This is a genomic window from Oceanimonas sp. CAM02, assembly GCF_032842915.1.
Lineage (GTDB): Bacteria > Pseudomonadota > Gammaproteobacteria > Enterobacterales > Aeromonadaceae > Oceanimonas > Oceanimonas smirnovii.
In genome coordinates this window covers 46,051-67,868 of record NZ_JAWJBK010000040.1, presented here as the reverse complement: position 1 = coordinate 67,868, position 21,818 = coordinate 46,051, and the positions used below count along the sequence as shown (strand labels likewise).

Below are 21,818 nucleotides of genomic sequence, written 5' to 3'. Positions count from 1 at the left end.
CTACTCCCCAGTTTTATTCGACGACCAGATCACCCAGGTAGGGGAAGTCCATGGCGTTTACCACGGCTTCGGCCTGCACATTGTTGCGGGCACCCCAGGCCAGATCCTGCCAGTGCAGTGGCACAAAGGCGGCATCGTCATAAAGAATGCGCTCGGCTTTTTGCAGCATGGCCTCGCGCTTGTCGCCATCGGTTTCGATGTTGGCTTCTTCAATCAGCTTGTCCAGCTCGGGGTTGGAGTAATGACCGCAGTTATACTGGCCCCGGCCGGTTTCCTCGTTGCGGGTCATGGTGAGGAATTCCGAGAAGTTGGCGGTGTCTTCAGTGTCGGAGTGCCAGCCAATCATCAGCATGTCGGCGGCGCATTTGTCGAACTCGGGCCAGTATTGCGCCACCGGCATAGTTTTCAGCTCCACATCAATGTTAATGCGCGCCAGCATGGCTTTCACCGCTTCGGCAATACGGTAGTCGTTCACATAGCGGTTGTTGGGGGCGATCATGCTGATCTTGAAGCCATCGGCATAACCGGCTTCCGCCATCAGCGCCTTGGCCTTGTCCAGATCATACAGGGGCACCAGCTCAGGGTTATGACCCACATAACCGGCCGGAGCCTGCTGGCCGGCGGTGGTGCCAAAGCCACGCATAATGCGCTGGACTATGCCTTCCTGGTTAATGGCGTAGTTCACCGCCTGACGCACGCGCACATCCTTGAAGGGCTCAAACCTGTCCTGATTCATCTGGAAGGTGATAATGCGGGTGCCCGACTCGGTCACCAGCTTAACATCGCCTGCCGACTGCACCCGTTTATGATCGTTGGGAGACACCGGCTTGATAAAGTCCACGTCACCGGCCAGCAGGGCGGCCACTCGGGTGGCATCTTCCTTGATGGGCACCAGTGTCATGTTATCCACGTTGCCGGGTGAATTCTTGTCCCAGTAATCGGCGTTACGCTCATACTCCACCTTGACGCCCTGCTGGCGGAATTTCAGCTTGAACGGGCCGGTCCCGGACGGATTGGTAGAGGCAAAAGTGCTGCCGTGCTTGGCCAGTTCACCCTTGTCTTTGCCGTCTTCCGTGGTGCCGGTATAAAACTGGCTGTCCATCGGGAACAGATAGGTCACGGTATTCAGCACCAGCGGGAACGGGCCTTTGGTCACCAGATCTACAGTGTACTCATCCACTTTTTTGGCTTCGGCAAAGGGCTCAAAAATGGCCTTGAAGTCAGCAGAAGACTTCAGACGGTTAAGGGTCCAGACCACGTCGTCGGCGGTAAAGTCGTTACCGCTGTGAAACTTTACGCCCTGGCGCAAATAAAAGCGCATGGTGTTTTCGTCTACCCGCTCCCACTTTTCTGCCAGCCGGGGCTCAAATTTAAAGTCTTTGGTCCAGCGCACCAGCGGATCAAAGACCAGATGCGACATTTCCAGGGTGGCACCCGAGATCTGCTCATGGGGATCCATTGAGACCGGATCGGCATCATAAGCAATGGTGATGTCGGCCGCCTGCACACTAAAGGCGAAACCGGCAGCCACCATGGCGGCTGCAATCCTGTTGAGTCCTTTTTTCATGTCACACTCCATTTACGTGAGTTAATGATGGCACTAGGCCTGTTCCAAAATATCCAGCCCTTCCCGGGACATGCCCTTAAACTCGGGCATCAGGGAAATCAGCGAGCGGCTGTAGGGGTCTGTCGCATTGGTAAAGAGTTGCTCGGTGGGGGCCACCTCCACCAGGGTGCCTTTTTTCATCACCCCGATGCGGTCGCACATTTGCCGGATCACCGGCAGATCGTGGCTGATAAACAGCATGGTAAGCTTGAGCTCGTCCTGCAGATCTTTCAGCAGGTTAAGGATCTGCGCCTGCACCGACACATCCAGTGCCGAGGTGGGCTCATCGCAAATCAGCAGTCGCGGCCGGGTAGCCAGCGCCCGGGCAATGGAAATGCGCTGGCGCTGACCGCCAGAAAACTCATGAGGAAACTTGACCCCGGCGGCCCGGCCCAGGCCAACATAGTCGAGCAGGTCGGCCACAATGCCACGTACCTGAGCGTCGTTCTTCGCCAGCTGATGAAAGCGAATGGGCTCGGCAATAATGTCGTCCACCCGCATGCGCGGGTTAAGGGACGAATAGGGGTTCTGAAACACCATCTGCATTTGCCGGCGCAGCGGGCGGCGCTCCTGCTCGGTTTTAATGGCGGTGAGCTCTATGCCTTCAAACCAGATTTTACCGCTGTCGGGCGGATACAGGCCGGTAATGGAGCGGGCAATGGTCGACTTGCCCGAGCCCGACTCCCCCACCAGACCAAAGGTTTCACCTTCAAAAATCTCAAAGCTCACATCATTGGTGGCCTGCAGATATTCCCGCTTGGCGGCAAAAATGGAGTCTTTGGTCACAAAGCGCAGGTTGCAGTGCTCTACTCTGAGCAAAGCACCCTCGTAGTCGCGCTGATCCTGACTCTGGCCCAGCCAGTGAGTTTTCAGATCCAGGCTGGCTTTTTCCTTGGCATCTTCAATGTAAGACACCAGCGGAAACCGGTGCAGCTTGATGTCGGAGCGGGGTACGGCAGAGATCAGGCTGCGGGTATAGGCATGAGACGGGTTGCCCAGCACTTGCTCGGTGGGGCCTATTTCCATCAGCTTGCCCCGGTACATGACCGCCACCCGGTCGGTGACGTTCGAGACCACGCCCATGTCGTGGGTCACCAGCATGCAGCCCACATTGCGCTCCTTGCACAGGCCGCGAATGAGGTTGAGGATCTGATCCTGAATCGACACATCCAGCGCCGTGGTGGGCTCGTCGGCAATGATCAGCTCAGGATCGCACGACAGCGCAATGGCAATGACCACCCGCTGGCGCATGCCACCGGAAAACTGGTGCGGGTACTGCTTGATGCGCAGCTCGGGCTGGGGAATGCCCACCGCATCAAGCAGCGAAACGGCCTTTTTACGGGCCGCTTCCCGGCTGAGACTGGTGTTGGCCAGCAGGGTCTCCACCATCTGAAACTCCACGGTGAACAGCGGGTTCAGCGAGGTCATGGGATCCTGAAAAATAAAGCCGATGCGTTTGCCCCGCACCGCGCGCATGGCGGTGGGCGACAGTGCGGAAATTTTCTCGCCATCCAGATACACATCACCGCTGGCAATACGGCCGGGCGGGCTGAGCAGATCAATCACGGCATTGCCGATGGTCGACTTGCCGGCACCGGACTCCCCCACCACGCCCAGTATTTCGCCCTTTTCGATGTTAAAGGAAAGATCCTCAACGGCGGCCATAACGCCGTGACGGGACGGATATTCAATCCGCAGATTTTTTACTTCCAGTAACGACATGCTCATCCTTAAACGGAATTATTATTGCAACAAATATATAACATACTGGCGCATTCTAATCTGGTATTAAGCCAAAAACCAAGACTGATTGAATAGACATGGGTCATGTTTTCAGCAGAAATGACTAAATCTTTACACGAAGATAAATCAGGAGGGCAAGAAACAAAACAGGGGAAAACACAGCCGTCAGCGATCAGGGGGTTGGGACGAGTCCCAACATTTCAACTTATCGCTGACGGCTGACGGCTTACAGCTGCAGTAAAGCCAGGCCTTGCAGGCAGACCAGGGCGAACAGGCCGGCGATCACATCGTCCAGCATAATGCCAAAGCCGCCGTGCACGCGGCGGTCGAACCAGCTGATGGGCCAAGGTTTGACCATGTCAAAGAAGCGGAACAGCACAAAGCCGATGGCAATCCACTGCCAGCCGGCGGGGGCCGCCAGCATGGTAATGCCAAAGCCGATAAATTCATCCCACACAATGGCACCGTGATCATGGCGGCCAATGGCGCTGGTGGCGGCATTGCAGATTTTAATGCCGGCCACAAAGCCGATGATCAGCAAGGTCACATACAGCCACAGCGGCAACGCTGTCATCAGCAAATAGAACGGAACGGCCGCCAGTGTGCCCATGGTGCCGGGCATAATGGGGCTTAACCCCGATCCAAAGCCCAGCGCCAGCAGGTGCAGCGGGTTGGACAGCTTCAGCGCTGCCAGCTCCGGCTTTCTCATACGCCGCTCCGGAAATGATCCCAGCTTCTGGCTGCCAGCTGGTAGGGCTTGCCATCGGCAGTCAGCTCTACGCCCGCTTCACCCGCCACCATGCGGCCAATGCGGGTAAATTTCACGCCACAGTGCGCCAGAGCAGTTTCCAGCTGGCCCCGGTGCAATTCCGGCACAGTAAAGCACAGCTCATAATCATCGCCGCCGGTCAGTGCCAGCTGCCAGGCTTGTTCCTGCTTAACGGTGTCGGTCATGGCCTTGCTCAGGGGCAACAGCTCCAGCTCAAGCTGGGCACGCAGATCAGACGCCGTGGTAATATGGGCCAGATCTCCCAGCAAGCCATCAGATAAGTCCAGCGCGCTGGAGGCTATGTCCCGCAATGCCTGCCCGGCCAGAATGCGCGGGTGCGGGTGCTCGAACTTGGTACGCACAAAGGCCTGATGGGGCTCGGCCACGGTAATGTTACCCAGCTGCTGCTGCAACCCCAGCGCCGCATCCCCAAGCGTGCCGGTCACATAAATGCCGTCACCGGCTTTGGCACCGTTACGGCGCAGGGCTTTGCCTTCAGGCAAAGAGCCATGCACCGTTACCGTGATCGACAGCGGCCCCTTGGTCATGTCGCCGCCCACCAGCGCCACATTGTAATATTCCGCCAGCTCAAAAAAGCCTTCGCAAAAGCCTTTCAGCCAGGTTTCGTTCACCTCAGGCAAAGTCAGCGCCAGCGACACCCAGCAAGGATCGGCCCCCATGGCTGCCAGATCCGACAGGTTCACCGCCAGCGCTCTGTGGCCCAGCGCCACCGGATCCATATCGGCAAAGAAATGCACATTGGCCACCAGGGTATCGGTGCTTACCGCCAGCGTGGTATTGGGCGGCAACTGCAGCAGGGCGCAGTCGTCGCCCGGGCCCATGATCACATCCTTGCGACCGCAGTGCCCGGTAAAATATTGTTTTATTATTTCAAACTCATTCATAGAAAATGAAAAGCCAGCGTCAGCTGGCTTTTTCCCGGTGTATCTTGTTATTTTTTCAACTGCTTGACGACCTTGTCGAGCACGCCATTAACGAACTTGTGACTGTCTTCGGCGGCAAACGCCTTGGCCAGTTCAATGGCTTCGTTAATCACGACCCGATATGGCACGTCGTCACGCCGGGTCAGCTCGTAGCAGGCCAACCTCAGCACCGCCTTGTCTACCACATCAAGCTCAGCCAGCGGGCGCGACAGGTAAGGTGAAAATACGCTGTCCAGTTCAGTGGTGTGCACAGACACACCAAACAGCAGATCACGGAAATAATCCATGTCTACACCCTTGGTTTCTTGTTCCAGGGCAAACTGTTCGGCAATGTTGGCCACATTGTCTTTATTCATCTGCCACTGATAAATGGCCTGGGTAGCGAGTCGGCGGGCCTTGCGGCGTTCAGACGGTTTCAATGCAGTACTCCTCTCAGTCCAGCTGTTGCAGGACGTTAATCATTTCCAGCGCGCTCAGGGCCGCTTCCGCGCCCTTGTTACCCGCCTTGGTGCCGGCGCGCTCGATGGCTTGTTCAATGTTTTCGGTAGTCAGCACGCCAAACGCAACCGGGATTTCATAATCCATCATCACGCTGCTCATGGTCTTGCTGTTTTCGTTGGCTACCAGATCAAAGTGATAGGTGCCGCCGCGGATCACGCAGCCCAAGGCCACAATGGCATCGTATTTGCCGGTTTTTGCCAGCTTTTTACACGCCAGGGCAATTTCTACCGCACCCGGTACCCGTACCAGAGTGATGTTGTCATCCTTAACCTGGCCCTGACGCTTGAGCACATCCAGAGCACCGGCCACCAGGCTGTCGTTGATAAAGCTGTTGAAGCGGGCCACCACTATGGCCACTTTGGCCTCGGGTGCGGCCATCAGCCCTTCGATTACCTTCATGGGAATCCTTGTTTGCAGAAAAGTGTGCACATTCTAGCACAATCGGCGATTGACAAAAGCCTTCAACACGCTCCTCCGCCGCAGTCGCAATAAAACAGCATGGTGTGCAAGGCACGGCAAATCACTTACATTAGTAACTTTTACGCCAGCCGGCCGGCTGGACGAATTCATGGTTATATAACGAGGTGTTTATGCTGGCGGAACGGCGCGGCGATTTACTGATATTAACCGCCACTTTGCTGGCCTCGGCGGGCTGGTTATTCTCCAAGGAAGCCATTACCGCCCTGCCCCCGGCGGGTTTTGTGGGCTGGCGCTTTCTGCTGGCTGCCGTGATCCTGCTCCCTTTTTGCCACCGCGCACTCAAAGCCACCTCGCCGGCCAACCTGCTGAAAAGCGCGGCCATTGGCCTGGTGATGACCCTGAACCTGATTTTCTGGATTCAGGCGGTGATGCACAGCGAGGGCATTGGTGAAGGGGCCTTTATTATGAGCCTGGCCATGCTGATAGTACCGCCCCTGGCCTGGCTGATATTTCGTGAACGCCCTGCCCGTCAGTTCTGGATTGCTCTGCCCATTGCCATTTCCGGCTTGTTTTTGCTCACTTCGGGCAATGGCTGGTCGCTGTCACTGGGGCAGCTGCTGTTTTTACTGGCCTCCATGTCACTGGCGCTCTACTTTTGTCTGAACAGCCGTTTTGCCCGCCGGGTGGATCCCATGGCGCTCACCTGTGTGCAGCTGGCAGTGACCGGTGTGATGCACCTGTTTTACTCGGCCGCGTTCGAGCAGTGGCCGGAGCAGGTTCCCGGCCATATCTGGGGCTGGTTTGCTGCCAGCGTTCTGCTGGCCACTTCGCTGCGCTTTTTCTGCCAGAGTGCGGGGCAAAAGTTCAGCAACGTGGCCAATGCCGCGCTGATTATGATGCTGGAGCCGGTATGGACGGTATTGATCAGTGTGTTCTGGTATCACGAGCCCATGCCGCTGCAAAAAGTGCTGGGCTGCCTGCTGATTTTATTGGCCCTGCTCAGCTTTCGCAGCCGGGCCCTGTATGAATGGTATCGAAACCGAAAGGCGTATAAAGCCTGAATCTGCCAGACTCGGTGCGAAGCAGCAGCGCGGTTGCACTCCGCCGACACGCTTCGAGCCCTTCCATGGGGCGCTCGAAAATGCCATCCATGGCATTTAATGGTCGGCTACGGCAATCCCCGCTGCTGCTTCGTGTGACAATGGTGTTGCCTGCTTCCCGCTTCTGGCTTTCAGCTTCCAGCGCCCTGAAGGGGTTATTTCGCGATCAGCGCATCGCCCTGAAACTCTATGCCCAGCCAGCCGGTTTTCATAAAGTTACGAATGTTCTGGTGGTCGTCGCCGTCGGGGTTGCCCAGCACGTCGTCGCGATAAAAGGCACCAAAACAGGCCAGGGTTTCCTGCTCGTCAAAGCCTTGCAAACGGGCAAAGGCAAACAGCTTGCAGGAGCCGTTGTTCTGGCCGGCTTCGTTGTGCTGATCGCCATTGGTAAAAGCCACCGGATGAAACTCATAAAGGCCGTCGATCAACGCCATTACCTCGGCAAATTCAATGGTCTCCGGCGCATCGGCCAGTTTGCTCTGCAGTTGCTGAATGTTCATGTTATTCCTTACTGTGGGATCAATCCTGATGGGGTGGTTCAGATATAACCAGCCGGTCGCGGCCGGCCTGTTTGGCGGCAATCAGGCCGTTATCGGCACGGCGAATGGTATTATCCAGCGCCTCGGAAGGGCAATATTCCGCAATCCCTGCGCTGATGGTCAGACGCAGATCGGGTAATTTTTCAAACCGCAGTGCTTTTACCGCTGTCATTATACGTTGCAGCAGCACTTCTGCCTGTGACAGCCCGGTATGGGGCAGCAACAGCATAAATTCTTCCCCGCCCCAGCGGACACACAAGTCCTGCGAGCGCAGCTCGGCGCAAATGGTATCAGCCAGCTGGCACAGCACAATATCACCCGTGTCGTGACCGTGGTTATCATTAATACGCTTGAACAGATCAACGTCGATCATGGCCAGAGTAAACGCCGGCTGCCCCCGGCCACAACGGGCCTGCTCGTCATGCAGGCGTTCCATCAGCTGCCGCCGGTTGGCCAGGCCGGTAAGCGGGTCTTTTAACGCCGCATCACGCAGCTGCTCGTTCAGCTCAATCAGATTGCGCTGATAGCGATCAGAAATACGGGTGATTTTATCCAGCCGTTTCAGCTGGCGCTCATACTGCTGCAGCAGATCCTGATTACGGGTGACGGCCACACCATAGCTGCTGTCGGCAATGCGCATCAGCCGCTCCAGCTTTCTGGCCTGCTCACGGTTTTGTTCCGCCAGCGCGGCCACCACCGGCAGCAAAGGGTTGTGCTGATGCTCAGGATCAGCCAGCAGCCGCTCAAGCTCTTCTGCTGAAGGCAGTTCAGCCATGAGGCAACACCTCAAAGGGGAAAGTACAGTCTTCCTTGAATTCTTCGGCCAGCTCTTCAACCCGCTCATTATCGGGATCAAAAAACCATTGCACACTTACCTCACGCTGCTTGTCAAAGGCAGCTTCCAGCATGTCGAAGATGTCCATCATGGCCTTGACGCTGCTGGTGTTCATATAGGCCAGATGCAATTGCAGCTGCAGCGCCTGCTCGCTGTCTCTCAGATATTGCTCAATCCAGTTGATCACATCCTGAAAAAACTCAAAGGAGTTTTCAGGGTAAGAGTCGCCCCGCATCACAACAATACCCCGTGCCGGATCACAGCTAATGTCCGGCGTTGCATCTGTGCCGGTGATTGTCAGTGTGTTCATCGCCAGTTCCGTTTGCATAGTTATACCACCGCCAAAATACTTAAAAAGCCACGCTGCTCGCTTATTCTAACCAGCCTTGCCGTCATTGGTGCTGCTGATTTACGAGCGACGTCAAGCAGGCCAAGGCCGGCACCACTCACGCCGTCTGAATCACGGGGAGCACGCAGCTGAGTTTTATAGGCAGCTTTAAGGCCTTGCTTGTCCATGGTGGCCAGCTCATCAATCCGCTGACAAATACGCTCGCCGTCGGCCATCTCCACCAGGTTGCCTGCCATCACATTGTAATGACCGGCCTCATCCCGTGCTACCACAACGGTGGCGGATCCTTCCTGCTCGTTGTAGTTCAGCCGGCTGGCGTAATGGCGAATATTCTGAGTCAGTTCAATATAGACACCAAACACATCCATGGCGGCACCGGGCTGGGCGTTATCAGCCTGCAGATAATTACGCAGGGCCTTGCCAATTTCCTCAATCAAACTGCGGGAAATGGGGCCGTTAAAACACAACAGTATATGATTTTGATTAAACTGCTCGCGAATCGACAGCAGATCTATGCCATTCATCGGCAACTCCTTATTGGTTAGCATCCATACGGAATGCCAGCAGGGTAATATCATCCCGCTGAGCATGACTGCCCCGGTATTCATCCAGTGCCTGTTTCAGCATCTCGGCCTGCTCGCTCAGCGGCAACTGGGCATGAGTACGCAGCAATTCATGAAAGCGGCTGCTGCCCAGTCCAAAGCCCTTTACACCACCGGCCTGATCCAGGTAGCCGTCTGTAGCCAGGTAATACACCTCATCGCGATGCACCGGCAATGTCAGATCTTCAAACGTGCCCGGCCGCCGATCCAGCAGGCAACGGCGCAGGCCCTTGTGCTCCGCCACTTCGTCACCGTTACTGATATAAAGTGACATCTTGGCTCCGCTGAACACCAGCTGGCCTGCCACCGGATCCACATATACCAGGCCGGCATCCATGGTGGTGGCCAGCCCCCGTGGCAACTCTGTGTCTTGCAGCATGCCCCTCAGGGTATGGTCTGCCAGCTGTAAAATGGCCGCCGGAGATTCAATACCGTGCTCACGCACCGCATGATCCAGCGCGGCCCGCCCCAGCATGGTCATCAGCGCGCCTGCCACGCCATGGCCGGCGCAGTCCACCACACCCACCAGAAAGCGGCCCTGCTCACCGGGCTGAAACAAGTAAAAATCACCGCCCACCACATCCCGAGGATGCCACAGCACAAAATGATCTTCCCCCAGGGTACGGGTCAGCTGGCGGTCGGGCAAAATGGCTTTTTGGATCAGGCTGGCGTAGTCGATGGAATCATTAATCAGCTGATGAGCCTGGCGCATCTGCCGGTTGGCTTTTTCCAGCTCTTCAGTGCGGCTTTGTACTTTTTGCTCCAGCTCTTCGGTATGGCTGCGCACCTTATTGGCCATCACGCCAAAGGCACGGCTGAGATCGCCAATTTCGTCACTGGAAGGGGCCGGCAGCGACACCTCATAACTGCCGCTGGCAATGGCACTGGCCGAGCCCTGCAGCCGGCGCAGCGGCGTCAGCACTACCCTGTCTACGCCATAAGCCAGGCCCAGCAGTAAAATAGCCAGGATCAATACCAGCCCCAGCAGGGCAGCATTAAACAGGCCCGGCTGAATGATCTGCGCCAGCCCCAGATCCATGGCCGTGGCGAGATACCAGTCAAGCTCGGGAATATAACTGACAGCCAGCAGCTGCCGCTTGCCATCCAGCGTCACCCAGCCCATGGCCACTTCATCGGGCTGGCTTTTAGCGCTGGCCAGCAAACCGGAGAGCTGCTCGTCATCTTGTGCCGAGTCGAGCATATCAAACAGAGTAACGCCATTGCTGCTGATGCCCGCCGCCGAGCCAAAGGAGATAAGCCCGGTGTCGGCATGAGCCTGAAAACGCCCTGCTCCGTCCAGGATCATGGGCACCACCCCTTTTTCCTCAACGGCAATAAAGTCATTGATAAAACCGCTCAGCTCCAGGCCGGTGCCTGCCAGCCCCAGGGGCGTGCCGTTTTGCTCTACCCGCACATTCAGCCACACGCGGGTCACGCCCAGGGTCTGGTCGTGATTGACATTAATGCTTAATGGTGAGGGGTCTGTAAGCAGGTTAAAAAACCACTGGTCGGCTTCTTTGTGCTGTTGCAGACGGTATTTTGGCAGGGCACCGAACGGCACATTGGGGGCGCGGTAATAATAATTCAGCGAGTCGGCACTGACTAAAAACCAGGAGCCACTGCTGAATTCACTGGCAAAGCCTTCGGCCTCGCGAATAAATAAATCCTGATTGCTTCCCGTGGCCAGCCACTCCCGGGTGAGTACCGAGTTGGCAAAACGCTGTGCCAGCGCCAGCTCACGGGTGAGTGGCACCAGCACCTTCTGGCGGTTAAGCCGGGTAAAGTTTTCTGCATAGGCACGGCCAAAGTGCTCCTGAATGCCACTGAGCAGCTGCCAGCCAATCCCGATTGCCGGAATAAAGGCCAGCATACACACCAGCAGTAAAGCAAAAATCGATTTTGCCCGAAGTCCTTTTCCCCAGATGGCCATAATTGCCTGCTTTGATATTTGAGCGCGTCAGAGTCCGGTATTGTTGACCTTTTTTCACACAAACTCAAATACAAAGGGGCAGCTTACTCGGTGACGTATTCCACCACTTCCAGACCAAAACCCGACAGCGCATGATAACGCTTGGGTGAACTGAGCAGGCGCATCTTGCCCACGCCCATGGCGCGCAAAATCTGCGAGCCCACGCCCACACGGCGGGACGTGCCCTGGCGCTTGGCTCCTTCCGGACGCTCTCCCTTGTCGGCGGCCTCAAACATGCGTACCACAGACAGCAGATGATCCGGGGTTTCTTCCTTGCCCAGAATCACCAGCACACCGCCTTCTTCGGCAATGCGCGCCATGGACTTGTCCAGCGGCCAGGTGCGGGACGCATGGCGGTCGGTCATCAGCACATCGGTGAGCATATCGTGAATGTGTACCCGCACCAGTGCCGGCTGGTCGGCCTTAATCTCGCCCTTGCGCAGGGCAAAGTGCACCTGATTGTCGATGGTATCGCGGAAAGTGACCAGCTCGAACTCACCGTGCTCGGTGGGCAGTTTGCAACGGGCTACCTGCTCAATGGTGGTTTCGTTCTGGTTGCGGTACTCGATCAGATCGGCAATGGTGCCCAGCTTGATGCCATGCTGCTCGGCAAACTTTTCCAGATCCGGGCGGCGGGCCATGGTGCCGTCTTCGTTCAGAATTTCCACAATCACCGCTGCCGGCTCCACGCCGGCCAGACGGGCCAGGTCGCAGCCGGCTTCGGTGTGGCCGGCGCGGGTCAGCACACCGCCGTTCTGGGCCTTGAGCGGAAAAATATGGCCAGGCTGCACCAAGTCGGCAGGCTTGGCATTCTGGGCTACGGCGGCCTGCACGGTGCGGGCACGGTCAGCAGCAGAAATACCGGTGGTGACCCCTTCGGCGGCTTCAATGGAAACAGTAAAGGCAGTGGAGAACTGCTCGGTATTGCGGCTCACCATCTGGGGAATGTCGAGCTGACGACAACGGGCTTCGGTCAGGGTCAGACAGATCAGGCCACGACCATATTTGGCCATAAAATTGATATCTTCCGGACGCACATGCTCGGCGGCCATGATCAGATCGCCTTCATTTTCTCTGTCTTCGTCATCCATCAGAATGACCATTTTGCCCTGACGAATGTCGTCGATGATTTCCTGGGTACTACTTAAGGCCATGATGTTCCCCTTGGTTAATTCGCTAAGCCGCTTACTTTACAAATCCGCTGGCGGCCAGAGTCGCCAGCGTCAGCCCGCCGGACGCTGGCGGCGCATCGGCACTCAGCAGGCGCTCCAGATAGCGGGCAATCAAATCTACTTCCAGGTTAACACTGCGGCCAACCTGCCAGTCATTCAGCGTGGTGTTGTTTAATGTATGGGGTACCAGCGTCAATTTAAAGGCCGCGCCTGATACCGCATTTACTGTGAGGCTGATGCCATCTACCGTGATGGAGCCTTTTTCGGCAATATAGCGGGCCAGCGCCTCGGGTGCGTCAACCCACAGCTCAATGGCAAATCCTACCTTGGCTTTTTTGGTGATCCGTCCCACGCCATCCACATGACCCGACACCAGATGGCCGCCCAGGCGGGTGGTGGGCAACAGGGCTTTTTCCAGATTGACCGCCTGCCCCGTCTGGTAATCGGCAAAGCCGGTGCGGGCAATGGTTTCTGCCGAAACATCAGCGCAATAATAATCTTTGCCAAGCTCGGTCACGGTGAGGCACACGCCGTTGGTGGCAATGGAATCACCCAGTGCCACATCAGATAAATCCAACGCCGGACAATGAATGCGGATCACCGAGGAGGCACTCTTTCGCTCAATGGCGGCCAGGGTGCCGGTGGCTTCAACAATACCGGTAAACATCAGTCGGTTACTCTTGCAGTCAGTTTAAGATCGTCACCCACAAAGCGGCTGTCCTGCCATGCCAGCCGAGGCGGCTGACTCATGACGGTAAATTCCGGCAGCGCCAGCAGGCCCCGGGCCGGGTTGCCCATCAGCATGGGGGCCTGATACAAAATCAGCTCATTCACCAGTCCGGCCGCAAACAGCGCGCCCCCAAGCGTGGCCCCCGCCTCTACCCACAGATGGTTCAGCTGTCGCCGGCCCAGCTCGTCCAGCAGCAACGCCAGATCCAGCTTGCCATGATCGCTTAACGGCAGCAGGCATTCTTCTACTTGCTCGCTAAAACCACCGGTGACCTTGCTCCGCAGCAGCAATACGGGGCCGGGCTGAGCAAACAGGCGCAGGCCGGCATGCAAGCGGTTTTGCGTATCAATAATGATGCGCAGCGGCTGGCGCAGCTCAGCTTCGGGGTAGTGTTGCTGCAGTGAGCCGGGCAGCTCCTGCCAGCGCACATTCAGCGCGGCATTGTCCATTAATACGGTATCGGCACCGGAAAGAATGGCGCAGCTTTGCGCCCGGTGGCGCTGCACATCGCGCCGGGCAGCGGGGCCGGTGATCCATTTGCTTTCACCATTGGCCAGTGCGGTGCGACCATCCAGGCTGGCGGCAAGCTTTAAGGTGACAAAGGGCCGGCGTGTGCGCATGCGGTGCAAAAAGCCTACATTCACCGCTTCCGCTTCCTGGGTCATCAGGCCGGCTTCGGCTGCTATGCCCGCCTCGCGCAGCATAGCCAGGCCCCGGCCCGCCACCTGGGGGTTGGGATCCACCATGGCGGCCACCACCCGGGCCACACCGGCGTCAATCAGGCCCTGAGCACAGGGTGGCGTGCGGCCATAATGAGAGCAGGGCTCCAGGGTCACATAAGCAGTGGCACCGCGGGCTGCGCCACCGGCGGCCCGCAGGGCAAACACTTCCGCATGGGGGCCGCCGGCGCGCTGATGAAAGCCTTCGCCGACAATGTGGTCGTCTTTCACGATCACGCAGCCCACCGCCGGATTGGGGCTGGTGGTATAGCGGCCACGACGGGCCAGCTCAAGCGCTCTGGCCATCCAGTGCGCATCTTGGGGTGTGAACACTTATTGCTCCAGGCGGGCTATTTCTTCGCCAAACTGACGCAGATCCTCAAAACAACGATACACGGATGCAAAACGAATGTAAGCCACCTTGTCGAGCTGTTTAAGCTCGTCCATCACCAGGTTGCCCACCAGCTCCGATTTTACTTCTCGCTCACCGGTGGCCCGCAGCCGCGACTTGATGCGACTCACCGACTGCTCTATGGCCTCGGTGCTCACCGGACGCTTTTCCAGCGCCCGCTGCATGCCGGCTTCCAGCTTGTCTTCGTTAAAGGGTTCGCGAATGCCGCTGCTTTTAATAATGCGCGGCATTACCAGCTCGGCGGTTTCAAAGGTGGTGAAACGCTCCCTGCAGGCATTGCACTCCCGCCGCCGGCGCACCTGCAAGCCATCGCCCACCAGACGGGAGTCGATGACCTTGGTTTCAGTTGCGTTACAAAAGGGGCAGTGCATAAAGCCTCCGCAGGGCCTGTTAATCGGCTGTTAGTGTAAAGAAGCGGGGGATGTTTTAAAAGCGGGGAATTGTGAAGGAAGGGAATGGGGAGCAGGGAATTGTGAAGCGGGAATGGGGAATAGTGGGGGAGTTGCTACTCCCTATTCACTATTCCCTGGGTTTAGTCCCTAATCCCGGTGCGTGTTACGCGTAAACCGGGTGGCGACGGCAGATGTCCAGCACCTGCTCTTTTACGCTGGCGATGGTGGCGTCGTCGTTGATGTTGCTCAGCACATCGCAGATCCAACCGGCCAGCTGGCGCACGTCGGCTTCTTTAAAGCCACGGCGGGTAACGGCAGGAGTACCGATGCGAATGCCGGAGGTCACAAACGGAGAACGCGGATCATTGGGCACGGCGTTCTTGTTTACGGTAATAAAGGCGCGTCCCAGAGCGGCATCGGCTTCCTTACCGGTGATGTCCTTGTCGATCAGATCCAGCAGGAACAGGTGGTTGTGAGTGCCGCCGGATACCACCTTGAAACCACGCTTCTGGAACTCGTCGGCCATGGCCTGGGCGTTTTTCACTACCTGCGCCTGATATTCCTTGAACTCGGGCTCCAGCGCTTCTTTAAAGGCCACGGCCTTGGCAGCAATCACGTGCATCAGGGGGCCGCCCTGACCACCGGGGAAAACAGCAGAGTTCAGTTTCTTTTCCAGCTCTTCGTTGTTGGCAGCAGACAGAATAATACCGCCACGAGGACCAGCCAGGGTCTTGTGGGTGGTAGAGGTCACCACATGAGCATGAGGCAGCGGGCTGGGGTAAACACCGGCGGCAATCAGACCGGCTACGTGAGCCATGTCGACCATAAACCAGGCACCCACTTTGTCGGCAATTTCGCGCATGCGGGCCCAGTCTACAATGCCGGAGAAGGCAGAGAAGCCGCCGATGATCATCTTCGGCTTGTGCTCAACCGCCAGGCGCTCCATTTCTTCATAATCGATCACGCCCTGCTCGTTAATGCCGTAGGGAATGATGTTATACAGCTTGCCGGAAAAGTTGGCGGGAGAGCCGTGAGTCAGGTGACCACCGTGAGCCAGGTTCATGCCCATCACGGTATCGCCGGGCTTGACCAGCGCCAGAAAAACAGCGGAGTTGGCCTGAGAGCCGGAGTGCGGCTGAACGTTAGCCCAGGTGGCGCCAAACAGCTCTTTGACACGCGCTATGGCCAGCTCTTCTACCTGATCCACGTATTCACAGCCACCGTAGAAACGCTTGGCCGGATAGCCTTCGGCGTATTTGTTGGTCAGCTGAGAACCCTGCGCCTGCATCACCCGCGGGCTGGTGTAGTTCTCGGAAGCAATCAGCTCAATGTGCTCTTCCTGACGCACGGTTTCATCACTGATGGCTTGCCACAGCTGGGGATCATAATCGGCGATATTCATCTCACGCTTTAACATCCGTCTCTCCTGACTCATGGGGGGATTGTCACTGAAAGCCAAATTGTACCCCCAAGCGACAATCCGGCCTAGCCCTGAAGCCCGGCTTAAACGTTTTTTTTACCATTTATGTTGAAAACTTCACATAAAGTTTAACTCAACTTTAACAAATCAAGTGTTTTACCGGGTATGACGTTGACCGGTAAACCCGATAGAATATTGTTTCGATTTACCGCCCGTCTGGGCCGCATCACGAGTAAAAGGGGATTATGCAAGCGTTCAGAGTTACTTCCCAGCGCCGGGCAGAGCTGTATCACTGGTTTACCGCCCTGTTTGCCGCCCCCCTCAGCAAAGACGACCTCAATGACTTTGGTGGCTACGACATGCACCGCTTTCTTGACAGTCTTGCCACCCTGGATCCGCTCACCGAAGCCACAGAAGCCTTTCGCCAGCAGGCTGAGCAGGCACAGCACGACGCGCTGGCCGGCCGTTATCAGGCGCTTACGGCCAGCCCGCCCTTGCTCGACACTCAGCACCTGAGTGAAGCATCACAAGATAACCTGCTGTTAATGAGCATGCTGCTTAAACAACACGGCACCGGCCTTGCCGATGATGATCCGCTGCATGTGTGTAACCAGCTGGAAATGATGGGTACCCTGGCCATGGCCGCTGCCGAAGCCGGCGACGAGAAGAGCCGCCTGGCGCTGCTGGATCAGCAAAGAGAGCTGGCCAACACCCTGCTGATTGACTGGCTGCCTGCGTTTGTTACCGGTTGCAGCGAGCGTGACCATAACGGCTTTTATGCTGCCGCGGCTGCCCTGCTGCAGGCGGTGTTTATCATGGATCTGCACTATCTCAACAACGTAGCGGAGTAACGATGCCACTTGCCATGCCCCCGCAACTGACGACTACTCAGGGTGAAGAGCGCCGGCTGGGCGTGGAGCTGGAGCTCAGCGGTATTACGCTGGAGCAGCTGGTTTTTGTGGTGGCCGACACTCTTAAGGGCCAGGCTCAGCCGGTATCAGACTATGAAACCGATATTCTGACCGAAGACGGCTGCTTTCGGGCCGAACTCGACTTTGACTATCTTAAACAGCTGGCCCGGGAGCAAAAACAGCATCCGCCCGGCGAGCTGGAACAGGCCGCCACCGACTTGCTGGGCAGCCTGGCCTTGCAGCTGGTACCGCTGGAGCTGGTTTGCCCGCCGCTGCCCCTGTCACGGCTGAATGAGCTCAACCGGTTGTTTGGCCGGCTCAGAGAGCTGGGTGCCCAGGGCACCCGCCACGCCCTGCATTATGCTTTTGGCCTGCATCTTAACCCCGAGCTGCCCGACACCGGCATTCACACTATTTTGCGCTATTTCCGTGCCTATCTGTGCCTGCACGACTGGCTTGACGCCCACGAAGATATCGTGGCTGCCCGCAAAATATCGCCCTATATTCGCGCCTTTCCCAAAGACTATGTCAAACAAGTGATAAGCCCTGCTTATCAGCCTGACATGACACAATTTATTGAGGATTACCTGGCCTGGAACCCTACCCGCAACCGGGCCATGGATCTGCTGCCGTTGCTGGCCTGGCACAATGAACAGAAAGTACAGTCCGTGGTACAGGACAGCAAGGTCAACAAGCGCCCCACCCTGCACTACCGGCTGCCTAATTCCGATATCGACAACCCGCTCTGGTCGTTACAGCACGCCTGGGACGGCTGGCTGCAGGTGGAATGGCTGGCCCATGACGAACACCGTCTTGAGCAGGTATGCCTGGCTTATCAGGCCCATCTTAATCAGCTCACACCCGACTTTATCGATCCCTGGGGTATCAAGGTGCGCCCATGGCTGCGCTGATTGGCGTCACCGGCCCCAACAGCCGCCTGCCCCTGGCCTGGTGGGCCACGCGGCTGTCGCTGCGGCTGGCCGGTGGTCAGGGACTGCGGCTGACCCCCGCCAATATGCATAAACACAAGCGTGATCAACTGCAGGGGCTGATTATTGGCGGCGGTGACGACATCGATGCCGCCCTCTACGGGGCCGACACCGGACGGGCACCGGCAGATCCGGAGCGGGACGCCTTTGAAATTGAACTGATTGAACATGCGCTCAATACCAGACTGCCGTTGCTCGGTATTTGCCGGGGCGCGCAATTAATTAACGTGGTGCTGGGCGGCTCATTGCATGCCGATATTCGGCCACAGCGCCTGCACACCTCCAACCGGCGCACACCGCTGCCGCGCAAAACCGCCATTGGCTGTGGCGACGGCCGGCTCAGCAGGGTGATGCAGCAGCCACAGTGGCGCATAAACAGCCTGCATCATCAGGCAGTTGACCGAGTGGGCACCGGGCTTGCCGTCGTCGCCAGAGATCTTGACGGCTTTGTGCAGGCCATTGAAACCACCTCCAGCCATTATTTGCTGGGAGTGCAGTGGCATCCGGAATATCTGCCTTATCTGGCCGGCCAGCGCCGGCTGTTTCACAATCTGGTTCGTGCCGCCGAAAAAAGCCGGCCCGAAGCCCTCTATGATTGATTATTTACTGGTATTTGGCAGCAGTCTGCTGGCGGCCACCATAGCGCCTTTTTATTCGGAAGTGGTGCTGGCCGCCGTGCTCACCCGCCAGCCCGATGCGGCTCTGCTGCTATGGCTGCTGGCCAGTGTGGGCAACACGCTTGGCTCCATGATCAACTGGTGGCTGGGTAAATATCTGCTGCACTACCGGCACAAACGCTGGTTTCCGGTCAGTGATAAACAACTGGATCGGGCCCAGCGCTGGTTTCAGCGCTTTGGGGTCTGGTCACTGCTGCTGGCCTGGGCACCGGTGGGCGGCGACGCGCTTACCTTTATTGCCGGCATTATGCGGGTGCGGCTGGCCCTGTTTACCCTGCTGGTGTTTATTGGCAAGGCGTTGCGCTATGCCGTTGTGCTCTGGTTTGCCGACACCCTGCTGCTATAGACCAAAGTTGGCTGGTAAAGCCCTCTGCGGCTGCAATACTCAATGGATTGCGGCACGGAGGCCAATATGCAGGACAAGTTTAACTTTGAGCAACCCCCTTTTAATACTCTGACCCCGGACGAGCGCCAGGATCTGCTTGATCAGACAGATATTGCCTATTTTGGCAGGGGTGAAACCATTCTTGAGCCGGGCCAGCTAATCGACAGCCTGCATATTATCCTTAAAGGCGTGGTGGAAGAGCGCCACAAAGATCGTAATGAAGTGCTGGCGCAATACACCACGGACGATTTGTTTGATATTCGTGGCCAGTTCGACGGCGAATGCCGCCACGACTATGTGGCGCTGGAAGAAACCCTGTGTTTTGTGCTGCCTACCCAGGCCTTTCTTAACCTGATGACAGAAAACTCCGACTTTGCCGCCTGGTTTCAGCACGATCTCAAAGGCCGCCAGCAAACCGCCGAGCCCCGTAAAAATCTGTCGGAATTTATTTTAACCCGCATCGACAACAGCAATATTCAGCCGGCCATGGTGATTGACGGTCAGACCTCGATTTTTCAGGCCACTCAGCTGTTAAAAACCCATCACCTCGAATCGCTGATTGTGGCCCATGACGGCAGCTTTGGCATGCTCACCGGCACCGATCTGCTTTATGGGGCCGTGCTTAATGAGCTGCCCCCCGGCGAGCCGGTGCATGTGCTGGCCAGCTTTAACCTGGTATCGGTGCAAAAGGGCGATTTTTTGTTTAACGCCCTGATGCTGATGGTGCAGAAAAAAATTGAGCGGGTGGCAGTAAAAGAAGGCGAGCAACTGGCAGGTATTCTGGAAATGACTCAGCTGCTCAGCCAGTTTTCCACCCACTCTCATGTGCTGGGGCTGCGCATATTGCGGGCTGATAACATAGACGAGCTGGCCGAGGCGGCTGCCACCCTTGGCATGCTGGTGGAAAACCTGCATAACAATGGCGTGCGTCTGCCCTTTATCATGAAGCTGCTGGCCAGCCTGAACAGCCAGCTGATGCGCAAGGCCTTTGAGTTTGCCTTTGCTCCCGAGCTGCACGACCGGCTGGCACTCATGGTGCTGGGCAGTGAAGGCAGGAGCGAGCAGGTACTGAAAACCGATCAGGACAATGCCCTTATTCTGGATAATGATCTCTCAGCGGCCGAAGTACTGCCCCAGGCCGAACAATTCAGCCGCTATCTGGAGCGGCTGGGTTATCCGCCCTGCCCCGGCCGGGTCATGGTCAATAATCCCGACTGGGTAAGACCGCTTGACGACTGGCAACAGTGCCTGGACCGCTGGGTGAACCGCAACACCCCGGAAAGCCATATGCAGCTGGCCATAGTGGCAGATCCGCACTTTATAGCCGGCCGCGAGTCTTTGGTGCGGCAGTTTCAGAAACACCTGCTGGCGGCGGTAAAAGGCCGGGAGCTGCTGCTGAGCGAATTTGCCGGCCAGGCGCTGCGCTTTCATACCCCGCTGACCTTTTTTGGTGATATCAAGCAATCCGACAAGGGGCTGGATATTAAACGCGGCGGCATTTTTCCGGTGGTGCAGGGCGTGCGCGCCCTGGCGCTGGAGCAGGGTGTGACCGACACCAACACCCTGGAGCGTATTCGCCGGCTGACCGATCTGAAGATTTTTGAGCCCGAGCAGGCCGACAACCTGAGTGCCGCGCTGATATTGTTCTGGCAACTGCGCCTGGAGCAGCAACTGGCCAGCGGCGGCGACGGCATGAACCAGCAGCTGAACCCCGCCGCCCTGCCCCGCCACCAGCGGGATCTGCTGCGCCACGCCCTGCATGTAGTAAAAAAATTCAAACAAAAGCTGGAAGTGCATTTTCAAATCCGGGGGTTGTAGGGTGCCGGTAACTTGTAGGCCCCATTTTAATGGGGCAAAGGTACAGGACGGTCGCGCCTTGCCCGGTTGAAACCGGGCCTACAAAACAAGATTCCGGCTCGGAGGCCGGAATGACAAAAAGTCATAAAACGGAGTAACCATGCTGCCGCTGAAGCGCTTGTGGCTGGCGCGCAAATTTGCCGACAGCCCCTGGAATCACCTGTTTGAACCTTATAAAGGCGAAGAGGTGATCGCCATCGACACCGAAACCACCGGGCTGGATCCACGCCGGGCCGATGTGCTCACCATTGCCGCCGTGCCGGTGCGGGGCCGGCGGGTACTCACCAGTCAGCGGCTGGAGCTGACGCTGCAGGCCAGTCCCAAACTCACCGGCGACAGCATTCGTATTCATGGGCTGCGCCATCAGGACCTGAGCGCCGGCCTGACTCAGAAAGAGGCCCTGGAGAGGCTGCTGGGCTTTATTCAGAACCGCCCCCTGCTGGGCTATCATGTGCGCTTTGATATTGCGCTGCTCAGCCGGCTCACCAAAGAACACCTTGGTTTTGAGCTGCCCAACCGGCACCTTGAGCTGGCTCACATTTATCGCAACCGGCAGCTGCGCAAAAATCCTGACATTGAGCCCCATCTGGGTTTTGAACAAATGGCAAACCACCTCAAGGTACCGCTGCTGGCCCGCCACACCGCCTTTGGTGATGCATTAACCACCGCCTTGATGTATCTGGCGTTGTTACCGGAACAATCTTTAAGCAATCGTTAAGAAATGTGAGCCTGATCGGTATCGAAGGCGACTTTCATGGCCGTATACTCGAAGCACTG

Annotated in this window: 23 protein-coding genes; 7 read left to right on the top strand and 16 right to left on the bottom strand. The window is 57.2% G+C overall.

The window, feature by feature from the left end; translation table 11 throughout:
- Positions 1–13: 13 nt before the first annotated feature.
- From R0I78_RS14350 to ribE, 6 genes are all read right to left on the bottom strand, one after another.
- A complete protein-coding gene (locus tag R0I78_RS14350) occupies positions 14–1,567 on the bottom strand; it encodes an ABC transporter substrate-binding protein (RefSeq protein WP_317075815.1) in 1,554 nt (517 codons plus the stop codon).
- A gap of 33 nt (positions 1,568–1,600) precedes the next feature.
- Entirely contained in the window at positions 1,601–3,328 is a 1,728-nt protein-coding gene (locus R0I78_RS14345) for an ABC transporter ATP-binding protein (RefSeq protein ID WP_317075814.1), read from the bottom strand.
- 247 nt (positions 3,329–3,575) lie between these two features.
- The gene (locus R0I78_RS14340; protein ID WP_317075813.1) at positions 3,576–4,058 is read right to left on the bottom strand and encodes a phosphatidylglycerophosphatase A; all 483 of its coding nucleotides are present in this window, start codon (positions 4,056–4,058) and stop codon (positions 3,576–3,578) included.
- Positions 4,055–5,023, bottom strand: a complete 969-nt coding sequence (thiL, locus tag R0I78_RS14335) for a thiamine-phosphate kinase (RefSeq protein ID WP_317075812.1) — start codon at positions 5,021–5,023, stop codon at positions 4,055–4,057. Before thiL ends, R0I78_RS14340 begins: the two co-directional genes overlap by 4 nt.
- Positions 5,024–5,070: 47 nt before the next feature.
- Positions 5,071–5,481: a transcription antitermination factor NusB gene (gene nusB, locus R0I78_RS14330; RefSeq protein WP_019935940.1), complete on the bottom strand. Its 411-nt coding sequence runs from the start codon at positions 5,479–5,481 to the stop codon at positions 5,071–5,073.
- 13 nt (positions 5,482–5,494) lie between these two features.
- A complete protein-coding gene (gene ribE, locus R0I78_RS14325; protein ID WP_410506592.1) occupies positions 5,495–5,968 on the bottom strand; it encodes a 6,7-dimethyl-8-ribityllumazine synthase in 474 nt (157 codons plus the stop codon).
- A 185-nt stretch (positions 5,969–6,153) separates the two neighbouring features.
- Between ribE and R0I78_RS14320 the strand changes: the two genes are divergently transcribed.
- Positions 6,154–7,044 carry a DMT family transporter gene (locus tag R0I78_RS14320; protein WP_317075811.1) on the top strand — a complete coding sequence of 297 codons (891 nt, stop codon included), beginning with the start codon at positions 6,154–6,156 and terminating at the stop codon, positions 7,042–7,044.
- A 194-nt stretch (positions 7,045–7,238) separates the two neighbouring features.
- Here R0I78_RS14320 and R0I78_RS14315 read toward each other — a convergent pair whose 3' ends face one another.
- The 10 genes from R0I78_RS14315 to glyA form a co-directional block, all read right to left on the bottom strand.
- A complete protein-coding gene (locus tag R0I78_RS14315) occupies positions 7,239–7,583 on the bottom strand; it encodes a HopJ type III effector protein (protein WP_317075810.1) in 345 nt (114 codons plus the stop codon).
- 19 nt (positions 7,584–7,602) lie between these two features.
- A complete protein-coding gene (siaD, locus tag R0I78_RS14310) occupies positions 7,603–8,397 on the bottom strand; it encodes a biofilm regulation diguanylate cyclase SiaD (protein ID WP_317075809.1) in 795 nt (264 codons plus the stop codon).
- Entirely contained in the window at positions 8,390–8,767 is a 378-nt protein-coding gene (siaC, locus tag R0I78_RS14305; RefSeq protein WP_019935936.1) for a biofilm regulation phosphoprotein SiaC, read from the bottom strand. Before siaC ends, siaD begins: the two co-directional genes overlap by 8 nt.
- Before the next feature lie 20 nt (positions 8,768–8,787).
- Entirely contained in the window at positions 8,788–9,330 is a 543-nt protein-coding gene (gene siaB, locus R0I78_RS14300) for a biofilm regulation protein kinase SiaB (protein ID WP_317075808.1), read from the bottom strand.
- A gap of 10 nt (positions 9,331–9,340) precedes the next feature.
- Positions 9,341–11,338, bottom strand: coding sequence for a biofilm regulation protein phosphatase SiaA (gene siaA, locus R0I78_RS14295; protein WP_317075807.1), 1,998 nt, complete (start codon positions 11,336–11,338; stop codon positions 9,341–9,343).
- Positions 11,339–11,421: 83 nt separating this feature from the next.
- Positions 11,422–12,531 carry a bifunctional 3,4-dihydroxy-2-butanone-4-phosphate synthase/GTP cyclohydrolase II gene (gene ribBA / locus R0I78_RS14290; protein ID WP_019935933.1) on the bottom strand — a complete coding sequence of 370 codons (1,110 nt, stop codon included), beginning with the start codon at positions 12,529–12,531 and terminating at the stop codon, positions 11,422–11,424.
- A gap of 31 nt (positions 12,532–12,562) precedes the next feature.
- Complete coding sequence (locus tag R0I78_RS14285) at positions 12,563–13,216, bottom strand: riboflavin synthase (protein WP_317075806.1); 654 nt, start codon at positions 13,214–13,216, stop codon at positions 12,563–12,565.
- Entirely contained in the window at positions 13,216–14,331 is a 1,116-nt protein-coding gene (gene ribD / locus R0I78_RS14280; RefSeq protein WP_317075805.1) for a bifunctional diaminohydroxyphosphoribosylaminopyrimidine deaminase/5-amino-6-(5-phosphoribosylamino)uracil reductase RibD, read from the bottom strand. Before ribD ends, R0I78_RS14285 begins: the two co-directional genes overlap by 1 nt.
- A complete protein-coding gene (nrdR, locus tag R0I78_RS14275; protein WP_019935930.1) occupies positions 14,332–14,781 on the bottom strand; it encodes a transcriptional regulator NrdR in 450 nt (149 codons plus the stop codon).
- Positions 14,782–14,965: 184 nt separating this feature from the next.
- Positions 14,966–16,219, bottom strand: coding sequence for a serine hydroxymethyltransferase (gene glyA / locus R0I78_RS14270; protein WP_019935929.1), 1,254 nt, complete (start codon positions 16,217–16,219; stop codon positions 14,966–14,968).
- Positions 16,220–16,467: 248 nt separating this feature from the next.
- Here glyA and R0I78_RS14265 point away from each other — a divergent pair, with 248 nt between their 5' ends.
- The 6 genes from R0I78_RS14265 (at position 16,468) to R0I78_RS14240 (ending at position 21,759) form a co-directional block, all read left to right on the top strand.
- A complete protein-coding gene (locus R0I78_RS14265; RefSeq protein ID WP_317075804.1) occupies positions 16,468–17,073 on the top strand; it encodes a molecular chaperone TorD family protein in 606 nt (201 codons plus the stop codon).
- A 2-nt stretch (positions 17,074–17,075) separates the two neighbouring features.
- Positions 17,076–18,044: an amidoligase family protein gene (locus R0I78_RS14260; protein ID WP_317075803.1), complete on the top strand. Its 969-nt coding sequence runs from the start codon at positions 17,076–17,078 to the stop codon at positions 18,042–18,044.
- The gene (locus tag R0I78_RS14255) at positions 18,032–18,721 is read left to right on the top strand and encodes a gamma-glutamyl-gamma-aminobutyrate hydrolase family protein (protein ID WP_019935926.1); all 690 of its coding nucleotides are present in this window, start codon (positions 18,032–18,034) and stop codon (positions 18,719–18,721) included. The genes R0I78_RS14260 and R0I78_RS14255 overlap by 13 nt, the downstream gene beginning before the upstream one ends.
- Positions 18,714–19,145 carry a YqaA family protein gene (locus R0I78_RS14250; RefSeq protein ID WP_019935925.1) on the top strand — a complete coding sequence of 144 codons (432 nt, stop codon included), beginning with the start codon at positions 18,714–18,716 and terminating at the stop codon, positions 19,143–19,145. Before R0I78_RS14255 ends, R0I78_RS14250 begins: the two co-directional genes overlap by 8 nt.
- 66 nt (positions 19,146–19,211) lie before the next feature.
- Positions 19,212–21,002, top strand: coding sequence for a putative nucleotidyltransferase substrate binding domain-containing protein (locus R0I78_RS14245; RefSeq protein ID WP_317075802.1), 1,791 nt, complete (start codon positions 19,212–19,214; stop codon positions 21,000–21,002).
- Between the two features lie 139 nt (positions 21,003–21,141).
- The gene (locus R0I78_RS14240; protein WP_317075801.1) at positions 21,142–21,759 is read left to right on the top strand and encodes a 3'-5' exonuclease; all 618 of its coding nucleotides are present in this window, start codon (positions 21,142–21,144) and stop codon (positions 21,757–21,759) included.
- Positions 21,760–21,818: the final 59 nt, after the last annotated feature.

Excerpts from the sequence above, each read along its gene's own strand:
- R0I78_RS14350 (WP_317075815.1), bottom strand. The coding sequence starts at position 1,567 with ATGAAAAAAGGACTCAACAGGATTGCAGCCGCCATGGTGGCTGCCGGT.
- R0I78_RS14345 (WP_317075814.1), bottom strand. The coding sequence starts at position 3,328 with ATGTCGTTACTGGAAGTAAAAAATCTGCGGATTGAATATCCGTCCCGT.
- R0I78_RS14340 (WP_317075813.1), bottom strand. The coding sequence starts at position 4,058 with ATGAGAAAGCCGGAGCTGGCAGCGCTGAAGCTGTCCAACCCGCTGCAC.
- thiL (WP_317075812.1), bottom strand. The coding sequence starts at position 5,023 with ATGAATGAGTTTGAAATAATAAAACAATATTTTACCGGGCACTGCGGT.
- R0I78_RS14320 (WP_317075811.1), top strand. The coding sequence starts at position 6,154 with ATGCTGGCGGAACGGCGCGGCGATTTACTGATATTAACCGCCACTTTG.
- R0I78_RS14315 (WP_317075810.1), bottom strand. The coding sequence starts at position 7,583 with ATGAACATTCAGCAACTGCAGAGCAAACTGGCCGATGCGCCGGAGACC.
- siaD (WP_317075809.1), bottom strand. The coding sequence starts at position 8,397 with ATGGCTGAACTGCCTTCAGCAGAAGAGCTTGAGCGGCTGCTGGCTGAT.
- siaC (WP_019935936.1), bottom strand. The coding sequence starts at position 8,767 with ATGAACACACTGACAATCACCGGCACAGATGCAACGCCGGACATTAGC.
- siaB (WP_317075808.1), bottom strand. The coding sequence starts at position 9,330 with ATGAATGGCATAGATCTGCTGTCGATTCGCGAGCAGTTTAATCAAAAT.
- siaA (WP_317075807.1), bottom strand. The coding sequence starts at position 11,338 with ATGGCCATCTGGGGAAAAGGACTTCGGGCAAAATCGATTTTTGCTTTA.
- ribBA (WP_019935933.1), bottom strand. The coding sequence starts at position 12,531 with ATGGCCTTAAGTAGTACCCAGGAAATCATCGACGACATTCGTCAGGGC.
- R0I78_RS14285 (WP_317075806.1), bottom strand. The coding sequence starts at position 13,216 with ATGTTTACCGGTATTGTTGAAGCCACCGGCACCCTGGCCGCCATTGAG.
- nrdR (WP_019935930.1), bottom strand. The coding sequence starts at position 14,781 with ATGCACTGCCCCTTTTGTAACGCAACTGAAACCAAGGTCATCGACTCC.
- glyA (WP_019935929.1), bottom strand. The coding sequence starts at position 16,219 with ATGTTAAAGCGTGAGATGAATATCGCCGATTATGATCCCCAGCTGTGG.
- R0I78_RS14265 (WP_317075804.1), top strand. The coding sequence starts at position 16,468 with ATGCAAGCGTTCAGAGTTACTTCCCAGCGCCGGGCAGAGCTGTATCAC.
- R0I78_RS14260 (WP_317075803.1), top strand. The coding sequence starts at position 17,076 with ATGCCACTTGCCATGCCCCCGCAACTGACGACTACTCAGGGTGAAGAG.
- R0I78_RS14255 (WP_019935926.1), top strand. The coding sequence starts at position 18,032 with ATGGCTGCGCTGATTGGCGTCACCGGCCCCAACAGCCGCCTGCCCCTG.
- R0I78_RS14250 (WP_019935925.1), top strand. The coding sequence starts at position 18,714 with ATGATTGATTATTTACTGGTATTTGGCAGCAGTCTGCTGGCGGCCACC.
- R0I78_RS14245 (WP_317075802.1), top strand. The coding sequence starts at position 19,212 with ATGCAGGACAAGTTTAACTTTGAGCAACCCCCTTTTAATACTCTGACC.
- R0I78_RS14240 (WP_317075801.1), top strand. The coding sequence starts at position 21,142 with ATGCTGCCGCTGAAGCGCTTGTGGCTGGCGCGCAAATTTGCCGACAGC.